At 47.1% G+C, this 13,879-nt stretch carries 18 protein-coding genes and 1 pseudogene; 13 read left to right on the top strand and 6 right to left on the bottom strand.

Going from position 1 to position 13,879, the window contains the following annotated elements; genetic code table 11:
- Positions 1-264: 264 nt before the first annotated feature.
- The 4 genes from GCWU000341_RS12405 (at position 265) to GCWU000341_RS12395 (ending at position 1,685) form a co-directional block, all read left to right on the top strand.
- Complete coding sequence (locus GCWU000341_RS12405) at positions 265-480, top strand: hypothetical protein (RefSeq protein WP_009216417.1); 216 nt, start codon at positions 265-267, stop codon at positions 478-480.
- A 66-nt stretch (positions 481-546) separates the two neighbouring features.
- Positions 547-1,089: an SDR family NAD(P)-dependent oxidoreductase gene (locus tag GCWU000341_RS12400; protein ID WP_009216416.1), complete on the top strand. Its 543-nt coding sequence runs from the start codon at positions 547-549 to the stop codon at positions 1,087-1,089.
- Between the two features lie 27 nt (positions 1,090-1,116).
- Entirely contained in the window at positions 1,117-1,344 is a 228-nt protein-coding gene (locus GCWU000341_RS14510) for a cyclophilin-like fold protein (protein WP_196794861.1), read from the top strand.
- Between the two features lie 101 nt (positions 1,345-1,445).
- Positions 1,446-1,685: a hypothetical protein gene (locus GCWU000341_RS12395; RefSeq protein WP_009216414.1), complete on the top strand. Its 240-nt coding sequence runs from the start codon at positions 1,446-1,448 to the stop codon at positions 1,683-1,685.
- Positions 1,686-1,862: 177 nt separating this feature from the next.
- Here GCWU000341_RS12395 and GCWU000341_RS12390 read toward each other — a convergent pair whose 3' ends face one another.
- Together GCWU000341_RS12390 and GCWU000341_RS12385 are read right to left on the bottom strand one after the other, a co-directional pair.
- The gene (locus tag GCWU000341_RS12390; RefSeq protein ID WP_009216413.1) at positions 1,863-2,465 is read right to left on the bottom strand and encodes a class I SAM-dependent methyltransferase; all 603 of its coding nucleotides are present in this window, start codon (positions 2,463-2,465) and stop codon (positions 1,863-1,865) included.
- Entirely contained in the window at positions 2,465-3,577 is a 1,113-nt protein-coding gene (locus GCWU000341_RS12385; RefSeq protein ID WP_009216412.1) for an Mbeg1-like protein, read from the bottom strand. The genes GCWU000341_RS12390 and GCWU000341_RS12385 overlap by 1 nt, the downstream gene beginning before the upstream one ends.
- Before the next feature lie 513 nt (positions 3,578-4,090).
- Between GCWU000341_RS12385 and GCWU000341_RS14505 the strand changes: the two are divergent.
- From GCWU000341_RS14505 to GCWU000341_RS12360, 6 genes and pseudogenes are all read left to right on the top strand, one after another.
- Positions 4,091-4,277, top strand: a pseudogene (locus GCWU000341_RS14505) (ISLre2 family transposase); the annotation flags it as partial.
- An 11-nt stretch (positions 4,278-4,288) separates the two neighbouring features.
- Positions 4,289-4,519, top strand: a complete 231-nt coding sequence (locus GCWU000341_RS14500) for a hypothetical protein (RefSeq protein ID WP_009216410.1) — start codon at positions 4,289-4,291, stop codon at positions 4,517-4,519.
- Positions 4,520-4,680: 161 nt separating this feature from the next.
- Positions 4,681-4,947: a type II toxin-antitoxin system RelB/DinJ family antitoxin gene (locus tag GCWU000341_RS12375; protein ID WP_009216409.1), complete on the top strand. Its 267-nt coding sequence runs from the start codon at positions 4,681-4,683 to the stop codon at positions 4,945-4,947.
- 1 nt (position 4,948) lies between these two features.
- Positions 4,949-5,215 (top strand): Txe/YoeB family addiction module toxin, encoded by a 267-nt coding sequence (locus GCWU000341_RS12370; protein ID WP_009216408.1) that lies wholly within the window; start codon positions 4,949-4,951, stop codon positions 5,213-5,215.
- Between the two features lie 555 nt (positions 5,216-5,770).
- Positions 5,771-8,278, top strand: coding sequence for an excinuclease ABC subunit A (locus GCWU000341_RS12365; RefSeq protein WP_009216407.1), 2,508 nt, complete (start codon positions 5,771-5,773; stop codon positions 8,276-8,278).
- A gap of 136 nt (positions 8,279-8,414) precedes the next feature.
- Entirely contained in the window at positions 8,415-8,939 is a 525-nt protein-coding gene (locus tag GCWU000341_RS12360; RefSeq protein WP_009216406.1) for a cysteine hydrolase family protein, read from the top strand.
- A 110-nt stretch (positions 8,940-9,049) separates the two neighbouring features.
- Here GCWU000341_RS12360 and GCWU000341_RS12355 read toward each other — a convergent pair whose 3' ends face one another.
- Together GCWU000341_RS12355 and GCWU000341_RS12350 are read right to left on the bottom strand one after the other, a co-directional pair.
- Positions 9,050-9,244 carry a helix-turn-helix transcriptional regulator gene (locus tag GCWU000341_RS12355; RefSeq protein ID WP_009216405.1) on the bottom strand — a complete coding sequence of 65 codons (195 nt, stop codon included), beginning with the start codon at positions 9,242-9,244 and terminating at the stop codon, positions 9,050-9,052.
- Positions 9,241-9,744 carry a hypothetical protein gene (locus GCWU000341_RS12350; protein ID WP_009216404.1) on the bottom strand — a complete coding sequence of 168 codons (504 nt, stop codon included), beginning with the start codon at positions 9,742-9,744 and terminating at the stop codon, positions 9,241-9,243. The genes GCWU000341_RS12355 and GCWU000341_RS12350 overlap by 4 nt, the downstream gene beginning before the upstream one ends.
- A 299-nt stretch (positions 9,745-10,043) precedes the next feature.
- Here GCWU000341_RS12350 and GCWU000341_RS12345 point away from each other — a divergent pair, with 299 nt between their 5' ends.
- The gene (locus GCWU000341_RS12345) at positions 10,044-10,460 is read left to right on the top strand and encodes a DUF523 domain-containing protein (RefSeq protein ID WP_040654472.1); all 417 of its coding nucleotides are present in this window, start codon (positions 10,044-10,046) and stop codon (positions 10,458-10,460) included.
- 217 nt (positions 10,461-10,677) lie between these two features.
- Here the strand turns inward: GCWU000341_RS12345 and GCWU000341_RS12340 are convergent, their stop codons facing one another.
- Positions 10,678-11,112, bottom strand: a complete 435-nt coding sequence (locus tag GCWU000341_RS12340; protein ID WP_009216402.1) for a GNAT family N-acetyltransferase — start codon at positions 11,110-11,112, stop codon at positions 10,678-10,680.
- A 692-nt stretch (positions 11,113-11,804) separates the two neighbouring features.
- Complete coding sequence (locus GCWU000341_RS12330) at positions 11,805-12,137, bottom strand: winged helix-turn-helix transcriptional regulator (RefSeq protein ID WP_040654467.1); 333 nt, start codon at positions 12,135-12,137, stop codon at positions 11,805-11,807.
- 155 nt (positions 12,138-12,292) lie between these two features.
- Between GCWU000341_RS12330 and GCWU000341_RS12325 the strand changes: the two genes are divergently transcribed.
- Positions 12,293-12,859 (top strand): flavin reductase family protein, encoded by a 567-nt coding sequence (locus GCWU000341_RS12325; protein WP_009216399.1) that lies wholly within the window; start codon positions 12,293-12,295, stop codon positions 12,857-12,859.
- A gap of 134 nt (positions 12,860-12,993) precedes the next feature.
- Positions 12,994-13,512: a nitroreductase family protein gene (locus GCWU000341_RS12320; RefSeq protein WP_009216398.1), complete on the top strand. Its 519-nt coding sequence runs from the start codon at positions 12,994-12,996 to the stop codon at positions 13,510-13,512.
- Positions 13,513-13,879 lie beyond the last annotated feature (367 nt).

The following is a 13,879-nucleotide window of genomic DNA, read 5'->3' as shown; positions in this document are numbered from 1 at the left end:
TGCCGATCTCATTATAAGAGAACGAAGAGGAACTGGGCTCATGTCCATGGCAAGTGGGCTATTCCCCCGTGAAGGGTGGGCCGATTCTCCGTGGCAGATGGGCTAATCAATCGTGAAGGGTGGACTTTCCGTCCGGAATATACATGTACACAGCAAAGTGACTTTTGTGAATCGTTACGGCATCACACTGGCGGCGGAAAGGGTGCGATACCTTTTGACAAGCTGGAGAGCTTCTTCATGGAGCATCTGACATAAGGGAGAGACATGCAGACGGAAAAGTACATAATGGAGAATCTCTGGGATGCAGGCTGTGACGAAATGGAAATTTCCAAAATTCCGATCTGCTATCGGAGCGGAGATTGCAGGAACACAGAAAAGCTGATCGAGAAATGCAGGAAGAGGCAATTGGAAAGGCTTCATGAATCACAGACCTGCATTGGCAGGCTGGATTTCCTGCGTTATCGACTGGCAAAAGATTGAAAGGAGCATATGAGATGGATGCAAAAATGCTAGATGGGAAAGTAGCGATTGTATCGGGGGCAAGTTATGGAATGCGGCTGGACATGGCGCAGCTGTTTGCGAAAGAAGGGGCGAAGGTTGTTATCACGCGGTCAGGAGAAGCTGGATGCGGCTGTGGCAGGGATTCGTGCACAGGGCCTGGAAGCGAGCGGCGTTACGGCAGACAACAAGAATCTTGACGAAGTAAAGAAGGTCATTCAGACAGCAGTCGATGCCTATGGAGATATGGAAATTGTCATTAATAATGCCGCTATCGGGGAACAGAAAATGATTGACGAGACGGATGATGACTGGCTGGAGCATGTCCATCAGACGAATGTGTTCGGACCGTTTCGCTTTATCCGCGAGGCACTGAAGATTTTCCTCCCGAAGAATGAAGGTTGTATTATCAATATCTCTTCCGTAAACGGAGACCGCCCTTTCTGTGGTGCTGCCTATACATCTCAGACAGGAAGTTCGGAAGGGACGTCGGTCTCCGTTACAATGAACGGAACTGTATGCAGGGCACATCTGAATGCCGGCACTGCGGCACAGGATCTTATCTCGCGCCTTCCGCTTACACTCACGTAGACACAGACGGCGGGTTTTGAAGAAAAAATTGGAGACCTTGACAGCGAACTTGATCTGGGGTACAGCAGTTACGTTCATGATCCGAATCCAGGAGATATTGCTTACTGGTCTCCACAGCCGCGCGTTGTGCTTTATTATGGAGATGTTGGCGCATGGGGCGGTATTCATGTGATCGGCAGCTTTGATGAAGAGGATAAAGAAGCAGCGGAAGCAGAATCGTCTGAAGCAAGTCATGATTTTGAGGTCACGATTTAGCCTTCTCAACGGATGATCAAAATCTATTGAATTGACAAATAGGGTAACGGCCTATATACTTTAACTGTGGGATTTCCCACAAATTAAAGGAGGCAATTTTTATGGGAGTCATTAAGGATTATAATGTACACATTGATAGTAAGAAGCGTATAACTCTTCGCGGAGCGAAATATCAATATTACAATGTTCGTGAATATGAGAATGGCTGTATTATGTTGGAACCTCGGGAATTGACCACACCGGAGACGATTTCGGAAAGAACGCTTGAGGATATGGATCAGGCCATCCGTAACTTTAAGATGGGGAAAGTATCGGCGCCGATCGACATTTCCGACTTCTGAGGTATAGAGAAATGCAGTTTCTTATAAGAATGGGCATACCGGAAATAGAAGAACTGTGGTCGAGACTGCAAAGCGAATATCGCTCCGGTGCCATCAGCAAGAAGGATACATCCCTCTATAAAAAATGGGGCAAGGCATTAAAACTCTTATCAGATAATCCGAGGCATCCGGGCTTGCTTACCTTCGCCTGCACTCTGCATAGAGGAGCGGCATCCTCACCAAGATTTCTTTGGCAAAAACAACATCCCAGCCGTTTTGCCGCAAAAACGCGAGATAGGTCTCTGCAGTCCACTGGTGTACAAAAGGCACGCCAATGAGCCGCAGAACGCCTGCCCAAAGCTTACTCGGCCGACTGATCTTCTGCCTCATAAAATTAGGTGCGATCAGTAGTCCCCCTGGTCTCAAGACCCGTGCGATTTCCCGCAGCACCCTTTCCGGATCAGGAACCAGGTGCAGCGCATTCGCAATGATGACCACATCAAAGGATCGGTCTCTATAAGGCAGGGACTGCGCATCTGCCACCGCAAAGCGGAGGTTTGGCGGACAGTCTCCTTTTCTTGCCTCGGCAATCATGCCCGCAGAATAGTCTGTCGCGAGTACACTCTTTGCGAACGGTGCAATCTCTTTGGCGATCAGTCCCGGTCCCGTGGCAAGCTCTAACACTTCTTTTCCCTGAACCCACTGCGAAATGCGGCGATATAAAAACGCATACATCTTCCGCTCCCCCCGCATCACGCGGGTATAAAACGGCGCATATATATCCCAGATGTTCTTTTTCACTATGACCTCCCATCAACAATGTTCGGGATTTTATTCAGCACAGTCGCCCCACCGGCGTGCGCCAGGCTCCTGAGCGCTGTCAGCAATTCGTTTCGCTTCTCTTTGGGGAGTTCACCCAGTCCCTTGATGATAATCCCGCTGTTTTTAAACAGGTTTTCTCCGAATTCCAGGAAGGTCTCTGCTTCTGTCGCCTCAATCATAGAAAACACGGTAGAGACCAGAGATTCCCTCGTCTCATCATCCAGCGTTTCAAGCCAGGCTCCAAGCGACACCTTGACGAAATCACTGAAAGCATCTAATTTTGCTCTGACAAACTTGTCCTTTGTCACTTCCCAGGTCGACACGTCATGTTGAAAAATGCCAACCGCGCTGCTTTTCACGACAATCTGCTCCGCCCTGTTGGAAAGCAACTGACCTATGATAGAAGTCTGCGGAACGATGCTCGTTATTTTGGGCAGTAAGTCCTGATATGCCTCGGTGCTGATTATTTCCTCTCGAAACCCCGGCCCGTCGTTATTATAGATTCTTGCAATGCGTCCTTTGATCGCCTTTTCGCAAAAGGCAGCTGCGTACATTGCGAAATTTCCGCCTTTCGAATGCCCGCCCAGAATCAACGCACCGTCCATGCAGGCAGCCACTTGATTCAAATAGGAGACCGCTTCTCTGGCTCCCGCAGTCTCTGCGGTGAAGCTCATCAAAAAGTCCTCTTTCCAGCCGGTGATACTCGGGTCCGTACCGCGAAACGAGACATACTTGCTTCCGTCCGGAAGCAGAAAAACGAGCGCCGCAAACTGCTGAACTTTTTTCTTGTCAAAGACCTCTTTGAAATGCGCGACCTTCGTCCCTCGGAAGCGCGCTCCGAGGACCATCTCCTCGAGTAAAAGCGGTGCTCTCTCGTTAAAGTGCTTACTCTCCCGCACTTCCTCCAAAGTATGGTTTTCACAAAAACGTTTGAAGCAAGTTTCGATGCTTATGCTCCGCTTCTGCCCCCGCAACAGCGCTCCGAAATCCACGTAGGCGAGATAGGACAAAATTACATTGTCGATTTCATTAAACGGTGCTGCCTTGAGGCTCACATCATTTCTCCACTTCAAGTAGTCAAATAGCTCCATTTGTGTTCACCTCTTCATTCTGAACTTAGCTTCAGCTGTTTTCTGCATGCTGCGCACCAGGCTGATAGACCTCACAGCCATCTTGCTGCCCCGGATATGCGGATCCGAACTTATCCGCAGTGTGCTTTGTCACGGCTTGCTCCGGGCTACATTCCAGTACGACTGACTTTCCTTCGGCATAGGACCAACAGAGCAGAGAACCTTGATAATTGAATAAAGTTTTTATGCGACATCATCGATTTCAATGAAAAATTGCTCTCTCTTCGCCTCCGGCGACGAGAAAAAGTTGAAGCCGATGACGGTCTGTTTGGGGCTTATACATAGTATTTTCTCCGAAAAGGTGCAAGACTATTCAGCGATCGTCTAATTTTATTTATCATTATAGGCTATAAAATAAACAATTCAAGGAGATATTGAGTTAATCAGCAGACGCTGCATACTAACTTTATTGGGTATCAGATCAAACATGGTACGCAGGAGGGATTTGGGCATGTAACAGAGCATATCCTGTCCGTGACAGAATTAGCAAGTGCGCAGGAACGTATCGCTGAAAGTGCGAATTACCTTCTCCATAACCGGATGCCTGCCAGAACAAGGCTGTGTCATGATGGGCATCTGATTGGCTGCAGCGCAGAGGGACATGTAAGCCATGTGCTGTCTGACAGAATGAGATCCAGACCGCTTGGATGGTGCAGAGACGGGGCGAATCAGATGGCTTATTTAAAAGCTTATTCTTTTAACAGGGGGAATATGCTGGAGCTTGTAAAGGCGCAGAAGCTCCCTAAGGCTGCCGGTGCTGAAAATACGTTCATCGCAGATCCTCATAAGCTTGGAGAAACGATGTACAGCGAATGGGGAAAGTACGTAGCTCATGCGAATCATGAGCTCAGCGAAATCGCGCAGAAGTTTGCCTGGTTCCATGCTGGAATTACTCTGATTTGACATGGGCTGCATCGCGGGGTTATATTTGCAAACTACCTTTTCGCATCATTGGTGGTTCTCACACAATCAAATCCTACGGTAAACTTACTCTGTTATGCACGCGAAAAACACTTGAAATATACATATTGTGATGCTATGCTTTGATTTAGGAGGTGAGTGAAATGGCTAAGACAGTGGAAATGTCCAACTTCACGTTTAAGATGGATAAAACAACGAGAGAGCAATTCAGTTCGCTATGCAATGAATTGGGACTTACGATGTCGGCGGCTACCCTTGCACTAATTAAGCAAGCAGTTCGTAATCAGAGCATGCGTTTTTCCCTTCGCGATGAAAATGGTTTCACTCTGGAGGAGGCAGCAGAACTTGCGAGACGAATTCGTGAAGTCCAGAACAACGAGGCTGTCCGCCATGATCTAATGGAGACCTGATGTGAGAGATCTGTATTGGCAATCTGATGCATGGCTAGAGTATGTCGATTTGCAGAAAGACAAGATTCTTTGCAAAAAGATTAATAACCTAATCAAAGATATTTTGCGGAATGGGTATCAGGCTGGTTATGGAAAGGTGGAGTTGCTGAAGGGAAATATGTCCGGATATGCAAGTGTTCGCATTGATAAGAGGCATCGCTTGATTTTTACAGCAGATGTGGGGCGAATTACGGTAATTCAGTGCGGAGGCCATTACGGTGATCATTAATAGGGCGTAAAGCCATTATGATAACATTCCGTGATAACAAATTGATAACAGCAATTCGTATACCTTGTAGAAATAGGATAAGCAGAGTCAATCGGAATCAAATTGTACCAAAGAGCAGAGCCGGAACGGATTAGAAAGTGTATTTCATTTTCGAGCTGGAATAATGAAAGTGAAACAGGAATGGCTTAAATACGCTATTTCTGAGCCTTCAAACAGTGATTTGACAGCATTCTATGTTGAGTCATTATGATAGGATTATTGAATATGAAATGGCCATCCGGGAGGAATTGATAAGGCTGCTTCAAAAATATGGAAGCGTAATAAGAAGCAGGAAATCTTTATGACAGGGGAATGAATAGGACCGTGACAGCGTTACAGAGCAAAATTGTGACAGTCCATGAGGTCAGTAACAGAAATGGGAAGAGATCTGCTTTTGGTATTTTACGCGATCATGAACTGGGGGTTTAAATACGATAAAACTGTATGGGGATACAGAAGATAGGCAAAGTACTGGGATAAACAGCTTTATCCCATGCAGATAAAAAGGAGCGGATCATGTCGCCAGACGATAAAAAAATAAAAATGCCGCCGAGGTACATCGAGGTACGCGGGGCAAAGGTTCACAACTTGAAAAATATTGACGTGGATGTCCCGCTGTATGAGATCGTAGCGATCGCCGGTATTTCCGGCTCGGGAAAATCATCGCTTGCGCTTGGTGCGCTGTATGCAGAAGGATCCCGCAGGTATCTTGAATCTCTGTCTGCCTACACGCGCCGGAGGATGACGCAGGCGGAACGGGCAGATGTGGATGATGTCAGATATGTACCGGCGGCGCTCGCACTGCGCCAGCGCCCGGGAGTTCCCGGCATCCGCAGCACATTCGGGACGCTTTCGGAGCTTTTGAACAGTCTGCGGCTTATGTTTTCCCGGCTTGCAAGTCACCGCTGTCCCAAGGGGCATTACTGCCCGCCGTCTCTTTCTGTTGCCGCCATGCAGGAAATGACCTGTCCATTCTGCGGGGAGAAATTCTACGGGCCCGGAGCAGAGGAGCTTGCCTTCAACAGTACCGGTGCCTGCTCGAGCTGCGGCGGAACGGGAGTTGTTCAGACTGTGAATGAGGCAGCCTTGGTGCCGGATGATTCAAAGACGATCGATGAGGGAGCGGTCGTTGTCTGGGGGACGCTGATGTGGTCACTGATGAAGGATATCGTGCGCACGATGGGAGTGCGGACAGATATCCCATTTCGTGACCTGACGCCGGAGGAGAAGGAGATCATCTACCACGGCGAGTTGAAGAAACATCACATCCACTATGTCAATCCGAACACGCTGGAACCTGCGGAGATGGATTTCAATTATTACAGCGCGGTCAATTCCGTGAAAAATTCCCTTGCCAAGGTAAAGGATGAGAAGGGAATGAAACGGCTCGAAAAATATCTGGAAGAGGATGTCTGCCCGGACTGCCATGGAACAAGGCTGTCGGAAGCTGCCCGTGCGCCGCGGCTTCGGGGAATCGGGCTGGATGAGGCGGCAGCTATGACGCTCTCGGAGCTGATCCCCTGGGTACAGGGTGTTCCGGCTTCTCTGCCGGAAGAGATGCGTCCCATGGCGGAAAATATCAGCGAATCCTTCATGGACGTCTCGAAGCGGCTGATGGATCTGGGGCTTGGATATCTGTCGCTTGACCGGGCGGCCTCGACGCTTTCCACCGGTGAGAGGCAGCGGGTACAGCTCGCAAGGGCAGTCCGCAACCGCACGACAGGGGTTCTCTATGTTCTCGACGAACCGTCCATCGGCCTGCATCCTTATAATCTCAAGGGTCTGACCGGTGTGATGGATGATCTGCGGGCGGACGGGAACTCCGTCGTCATTGTCGATCATGACACGCAGGTGTTGAAGCACGCCGACTGGATGATCGAGATGGGAGAGGGCGCCGGAGCGGACGGAGGGACGGTTATTTCCGAGGGAAGCATCGAAGACGTTTCGAAGAATCCGGAATCTGTCATCGGGCCGTACCTTTCCGATCGGTATGAGTCAAGAATCCGTCCGGTCATGCAGGCGGAGGCCATGTTTAAAAAAGCTGTCATTCATCTGGAAACAGGGGAGATCCATACCGTACACCCTCTGGATGTGCGGATCCCGGTGGGGCGGCTTACCGTGGTGACGGGGGTTTCCGGGTCCGGAAAGACGACGATGGTGCTCGAAAGCCTGATCCCGGCGCTGAAGGCAAAGATCAGCGGGCAGAAGCTGCCGGGACACGTAAAAAACATTGAAGCGGAAGGAATCACTGAGGTCAAGCTGATCGATGCCGCGCCAATCGGCATCAATGTGCGTTCGACCGTGGCGACTTACGCCAATGTCCATGACGAGCTCAGAAAAGTATACGCGAAAACGGAAGACGCGAAGGAACACTCCTGCAGGGCGGGAGATTTCTCTTATAATACGGGGAAGCTTCGCTGTCCGACCTGTGACGGAACAGGGGAGATCTCTCTGGATGTTCAGTTTCTTCCGGATGTGAAAATTCCATGTCCGGACTGCCGTGGCTCCCGGTACAGCAGGGAGGCTTTTGACATCCGCCGGAGGGCGAAGGACGGTAACGAATACAGTCTGCCGGATCTCATGAATATGAGTGTGGATCAGGTTTTGCATGCACTCGGCGGACTCAAATTGCTGCAGCAGCGCCTGCAGGTGCTGCACGACCTCGGACTCGGCTATCTGACACTCGGAGAGGAAACGCCGGGCCTTTCCGGCGGCGAGGCGCAGCGTTTAAAGCTTGCCAGTGAGATGGGGAAAGGGCAGAGCGATTCCGTGTTTGTTTTCGATGAACCGACAATCGGCCTGCATCCGCAGGATGTGAAGACGCTGCTGCATGTTTTTCAGACCTTGATTGATCATGGAGCGACTGTCGTGGTCATTGAACATGATCTTGATGTAATAAAGAATGCCGATTACATCATTGATATGGGACCGGGCGGAGGAAAGGAGGGCGGCCGGATCATTGCATATGGCACTCCCGATGAAATCCGGCAGAGTCCGGAAAGCCTGACGGCCAGGTTTATGTAAGGTGAGCAGTGGCAATGATACAAAGGGAAGATATTTTTAAACATGTAAAATGCGATTTTAGAATATGCCCCAATAAATAATCATTTGAAATGCAGTATGGTTATTAGCTCAAAACATTGGATGGGGAGGATGCTCAGTGAAGCTTATCGTTATAGATATACAAAAGGGAATCACAGACGACAGATTATATGATTTTGATGGTTTTATAAAGAATGTGACAAATATCATCGATACTGCAAGGAAGAATGGTGTTGAGCTTATTTATGTTCAGCACGACGATGGGCCGGGAAGCGGATTTTCTGTCGGTGACAAGGATTTCGGGATTGCCGAACAGGTGGCGCCAATAGCTGGAGAGAAGATTTTTGTGAAAAAAATCAACAGCTTCTTTGGGAATAAAGAATTGGCGGAGTATCTGGAAAAAGAGGATGACAAGGATGTGATGATCGTTGGTCTTCAGACAAACTTTTGCATTGATGCATCGGTGAAATCGGCATTTGAAAGGGGATTTAGAGTGATTATCCCGGAAGGAACGAACTCTACTTTTGATAATGGCTACATGGATGCTGAGACTACCTACAGATACTACAACGAGATGATGTGGCCAAAAAGATTTGCAGAATGTGTTTCTTTGGAAGATGCAATTGGAATGTTGGAGAAATGATTGAATGAGGACAGAACACGTAGCCCTGCTTCCATATGATGAAAAATGGAAGCAGGACTTTATAGCCATAAAAAGTGAACTTAGTGCAGCTCTTAATGACACAGCACTTGCTATTCCTCCCAGAAAAGCTCATCAAGAGTCTTGCTCAGAGCTCTGCAGATCGCGGTGCAGAGCCGGATCGTAGGATTATAATCTCCTTTTTCAATCGCGTTAATCGTCTGACGGGAGACTCCTACGAGATCGGCGAGCTGCTGCTGAGAGAGGTCCTTCGCGGCTCTGGCAGACTTCATTCTCAGATTTTTCATGAGTCCTCGCTCCTCTTTTCTCTCGCCTTCTGAATCAATACGGCTGCTGCGATGATGATAAACACAGTACCCGTCATCACAGGGGCGTTGATGATGGTCAGTTTCTTCTCCGGCAGTCCATCTTCACAGATACGAAGCACAGCTGTGATCATATTGCAAAGACCGATCAAAAAGATCAGTGCCGTCCATTTCTTCCAGTGACCTGAGATGCCAAAATAGACGCCTTTCATGACCATGTACACGATATAGACGGCAATCATCAGGAAGCAGACGCTCATCATGGCGAAGCTCCCATCTACGGGGAGAAGATCCTGATCCAAAAGAAATGCGGCGATGAACCCACTGAGAACTCCGGTAATGGTGGAATACTTGTAGGCGGTCCCTCTTACTGCTGTCTGCATTTCATCATATATGACAGGCACTGATTTCTTTCTGCGCAGAAACAGAATAAGCAACAGAACAAGAGCAAACGGCAATCCGAATCCAAGCAGATGGTTCATACGTATCTCTCCTTTACTACAAGCTTGCATTTCCTTTTACAAACCGGCGTCTCGGCCCAGAGCTAGGCCTTGTCATAATGTCGTATTTAGTTGACATCTAAATAGTAGCACCTGCATGTCATAATGTCAACTATATATTACTTTAGCGGGAGAGAGGAGAGACCGCGGGAACCGCGATAAAATTATCGAATCATTAACGATTTCATGCTATACCGACGAAAGGAATAGGTGTACAATTCTCCCTATGAGGAACGACAAATACAAATTTATAGGGAAGAAGCATCAGGAAAGGTCTTATGATGAAAATAGCAGTGAGCGCTTGTTTACTTGGGGAGAATTGCAAATATAATGGTGGAAACAATTATAGTGAAAAAGTAATCAACTATATTAAAGCACATGAGGTGGTCTCCGTCTGTCCGGAGCTTCTCGGCGGTTTGCCGATACCAAGGGAATCAGCGGAAATTGTAAATGGCATGGTTCGCCTTAAAGACGGCAGCTCAGTGGATAAGGAATTTCGCCAAGGTGCTGAAATAGCATTGGAAATCATAAAAAAGCAGGGGGCAGAGCTTGTTATACTGCAATCCAGAAGTCCATCCTGCGGAGTCAATACAATATATGATGGCTCTTTCTCCGGCAGGATTATTTCCGGGCAGGGCGTGTTTGCGGAGTTATTGCGGAGGAATGGAATAAAGGTGATGGATGTCGCAGATTTATAACGGTATATTCCGGCTTGTGGAGACGGGTAAATCCGGATTATGAAATTGAAACTATCCGTGCGGCGTAAGCTCCGGGACGAAAAACAGCCTTCTGCAGGAATATTGCCTCGTTTCACTCCGGCGGAACAGTCCCCATGAGACGTAATCGTGAATCTTCATGGACTATTGTTCCGCAGAAGTCAAGAATAAATACCTTGATCGTAAGACTTGCGCCCCCTCAAATCCACATGATAAAGGCTGTCTTATCGCTGCTGTTGTATCCGGCTTTTTCGTAAAAGCGGAGCGTCTCCGCTTTCTTTGAGCCGGTAAGCAGCATCATCTTGTAGTAGTTTTCCGACTCGGCAATCTTTTTCGCATAATCCAGGAACTCTCCGGCATGCCCTTTCCCTCTGTAATCAGCATGTGTTACAACATTTTCCACAAATGCATAGGGTCTGACGTTTCTCGTCAAATTCGGAATGATTACGCATACACAGGAAGAAACAATCCGACCATCTATTTCGTTCACGATCAAATGATGATTCGGATCCTCTATGATCTGATTCCAGGTTTTTTCAAGGTGTTTGCTTTGCTCCGGGATACTGTCTTCATGCAAAAACAGATAGAGCTTCAGCAATTCACCCAAGTCTTCTTTCTTTGCCTCACGAATCATAATTATCCTTTTTTCGCTCCTTAATCGAATCTGATCTTGTCAATACTGCGACGCATTTCCCAAGCGGCTTTTCCGAGCGAAAGGACCGCTTCGGAAGCTCCGCGGACTTTCGGGATTTTCTGCCTTCTTTTGTGATGCCATTGGGCTTTTGCTTTGTCCTGTGACTTAGCCCGATCATATCCATGATTTTGCAGACTGTGCGCTCGTTCGAAAGATTGTTTTACGGATACTTTTGTTTCGGAGTATCATGCATCCGGCTGCGGCTGTCATTGCATTCCTTTTCAGTATAATACCACACATTTTATTTGCGAGGCTTTCGTATTTCTAGGCTTCCTTCCTCTTTATTTTCTTCTTTCGGGCTTCTATTTTCCCTTGCCGGATCACGCTTTTGCTGATGGCACCTCTGCACTTCCTCTGTAATCTCTTTGCTGTCTCGAGGGTGTGCGTACCGAGGCTGGGGGGGCTTAGACGGCCTTCTTTTCAAACGTCATAGGCTGATCAATCCGCACTGTTTCTGTGATGTGTATGATGGCAGAGAGTTAGAAGGAAGTAAAAGTCTTCGCCGCGGTAGATATGGCAGGAAAAAAGATGCGTAAGGTCCTTAACCGATAGGAAGCAGATGCCCTGATCAGACAGATCAGGGATATAGAACCGATTCAGGTAGAGAATGAAAGATTTATCGAGGATGAGTATCAGAAAGTACCGGCCATATAGGTGCGTCCCCATTCACAAACAGAGGTAATGATTTCCTTCATGCTCATCCCCTTCTCGGTAAGTGAATATTCAGTTTTGGGAGGAACAACTGGGTATACTTCTCGATGAACCAAACCATCTGCTTCAAGCTCTCTGAGCTGCTGAGAAAGCATTTTGGCAGTGGCTTGCGGGATGTACTTTTGAAGCTGGCTGTATCTTAATACACCTTCATCCATAAGATGATACATAATGATCATCTTATATTTACCACTGATCAGGCTGAAAGCGGCTTCTACCGGGCAGTGGAAAGGCTTCTCGTTTATCGCGGACATATTGAATCCTTGAATCCTCCTATAGTATCTAAAAAGTAAGTATATAACTTGAAAGTGCATTCTTGCACGAAAGTTGTATTCATGCTATTTTTATCACGGAAATTGAGATGAATGCAAGAAAAATCTTGCGATAATGCTATTTGGAGGATATTAGAATGCAGAAAGACATTGGATCCGTAATGGGACTTTACCCGACACCGGTAACTGTAGTAGGACTTGTAACAGAAGAAAATACAGTGAATTTTCTCACGATTGCCCATGTTGGAGTTGTAGATCATGGTCACTTACTGGTCAGTATCGATAAAGCTCATGAAATCTCAGATAAAGGAATTAAAAAGCATGCAGTCTTATCCGTCAGTCTCGTAAATCAGAGCATGCTTGTCTCTGCGGACTATTGTGGCATCGCGAAAGCTGCGGCAACAGATAAGTCTGCTGTGTTCAATTATCATATGGATGAGCTTGAATACGCTCCGATCATAGATGAAGCACCTGTATCAATGACATGCAAAGTAGTTGATTCCATTGTGGCAGGCAACTTTACAAACTATATTTTGAAACCTGTTCATACCTATGTCCAGGAAGAGTGCCTGAATGAAAGAGGAAAGATCGATTATGAAAAGGCCGATCCGGTCCTCTTTGAGTTTCAGAGTGCGCAGTATCTTACAACCGGGAAAGTAATTGGAAAATGCTGGGTCATGGGCAAAGCGTATAAGCAGCAGTAAATTTTCCAACAAATGAAACGAGGAAACATTGAAATGTCAGCGGAACGTGTTCAAGATTATTTGAAGCAAAGAGGCCTGGAAAACCGAATTACGGTTCATCAGGAAACAATCTTACCTGATGAAAATTAATAAATATGAAATGTGAGGTATTTGACATGAATAGCATTTTTCACAGAGTAAGTATTCGTAAATATAAAGTCCGTCCTGTAGAACGGGAAAAAATTATGCAGGTGCTGAAAGCCGGGATGCAGGCACCCAGTGCAGGCAATCAGCAGCCCTGGGAATTTTATGTGGTGACAGACCGGGATAAGATCAGGGAACTGTCTAAAACGAGTCCTTATGCAGGCTGTGCAGAATTGGCTCCTGTGGTAATTGTTCCGGTTTATCGTAAGGAAGGAATCATATTCCCGATTTATGCACAGATTGATATGGCAATTGCTCAAGAAAATATTTGGCTGGAAGCAGATGCACTTGGTCTTGGTGGTGTATGGCTTGGCATTGCCCCTTTGAATGAGAGAATGGATGCTGTGGGAAAAATACTTGATCTGCCAACGGACAAAGCTGCGTACTCACTGTTTCCTATGGGATATCCGGCTGAAAGCAGAATACAGCAGGACCGATTTGATGAGAGCAGAATTCATTTTTGTAATTGATAACTTTGCATCTTTTTCCTACTCAATCAGTTTCGGCACCTGTGCCCAATAATAAAACGAGATCCTGATGCTGCTTGTAGTCCAGGATCCATGCTGCAGATGGACATGATGATACGTATTTTGAAGATCGGATTGAAGACTGTGAAATTGATCAATATTTCCAGGAGAATGTGAAGCCTGATGTACCACTGTATTTGAAAGTGCTGATTAGAGAAATTTGAAGGAGGCTGTCGCAATAGAGTGTTGCGACAGCCCTCACGAATCGGTAAAAATCCGGCCTTGATGGCCGGATTTTTCCGATTTCAGGTATGTTTTTTACATGTTTCTTGATTCGGCAAACGTCAACTAAAGCCGCTCATTGAATAAG

The sequence above is a fragment of the Oribacterium sp. oral taxon 078 str. F0262 genome (assembly GCF_000160135.1).
GTDB lineage: Bacteria > Bacillota > Clostridia > Lachnospirales > Lachnospiraceae > Oribacterium.
The sequence above is the reverse complement of the archived record's forward strand: the minus strand, read 5'-3'. Positions and strand labels throughout refer to the sequence as shown.

Excerpts from the sequence above, each read along its gene's own strand:
- GCWU000341_RS12405 (WP_009216417.1), top strand. The coding sequence starts at position 265 with ATGCAGACGGAAAAGTACATAATGGAGAATCTCTGGGATGCAGGCTGT.
- GCWU000341_RS12400 (WP_009216416.1), top strand. The coding sequence starts at position 547 with ATGGAATGCGGCTGGACATGGCGCAGCTGTTTGCGAAAGAAGGGGCGA.
- GCWU000341_RS12395 (WP_009216414.1), top strand. The coding sequence starts at position 1,446 with ATGGGAGTCATTAAGGATTATAATGTACACATTGATAGTAAGAAGCGT.
- GCWU000341_RS12385 (WP_009216412.1), bottom strand. The coding sequence starts at position 3,577 with ATGGAGCTATTTGACTACTTGAAGTGGAGAAATGATGTGAGCCTCAAG.
- GCWU000341_RS14500 (WP_009216410.1), top strand. The coding sequence starts at position 4,289 with ATGGCTTATTTAAAAGCTTATTCTTTTAACAGGGGGAATATGCTGGAG.
- GCWU000341_RS12375 (WP_009216409.1), top strand. The coding sequence starts at position 4,681 with ATGGCTAAGACAGTGGAAATGTCCAACTTCACGTTTAAGATGGATAAA.
- GCWU000341_RS12365 (WP_009216407.1), top strand. The coding sequence starts at position 5,771 with ATGTCGCCAGACGATAAAAAAATAAAAATGCCGCCGAGGTACATCGAG.
- GCWU000341_RS12355 (WP_009216405.1), bottom strand. The coding sequence starts at position 9,244 with ATGAAAAATCTGAGAATGAAGTCTGCCAGAGCCGCGAAGGACCTCTCT.
- GCWU000341_RS12350 (WP_009216404.1), bottom strand. The coding sequence starts at position 9,744 with ATGAACCATCTGCTTGGATTCGGATTGCCGTTTGCTCTTGTTCTGTTG.
- GCWU000341_RS12345 (WP_040654472.1), top strand. The coding sequence starts at position 10,044 with ATGAAAATAGCAGTGAGCGCTTGTTTACTTGGGGAGAATTGCAAATAT.
- GCWU000341_RS12340 (WP_009216402.1), bottom strand. The coding sequence starts at position 11,112 with ATGATTCGTGAGGCAAAGAAAGAAGACTTGGGTGAATTGCTGAAGCTC.
- GCWU000341_RS12330 (WP_040654467.1), bottom strand. The coding sequence starts at position 12,137 with ATGTCCGCGATAAACGAGAAGCCTTTCCACTGCCCGGTAGAAGCCGCT.
- GCWU000341_RS12325 (WP_009216399.1), top strand. The coding sequence starts at position 12,293 with ATGCAGAAAGACATTGGATCCGTAATGGGACTTTACCCGACACCGGTA.
- GCWU000341_RS12320 (WP_009216398.1), top strand. The coding sequence starts at position 12,994 with ATGAAATGTGAGGTATTTGACATGAATAGCATTTTTCACAGAGTAAGT.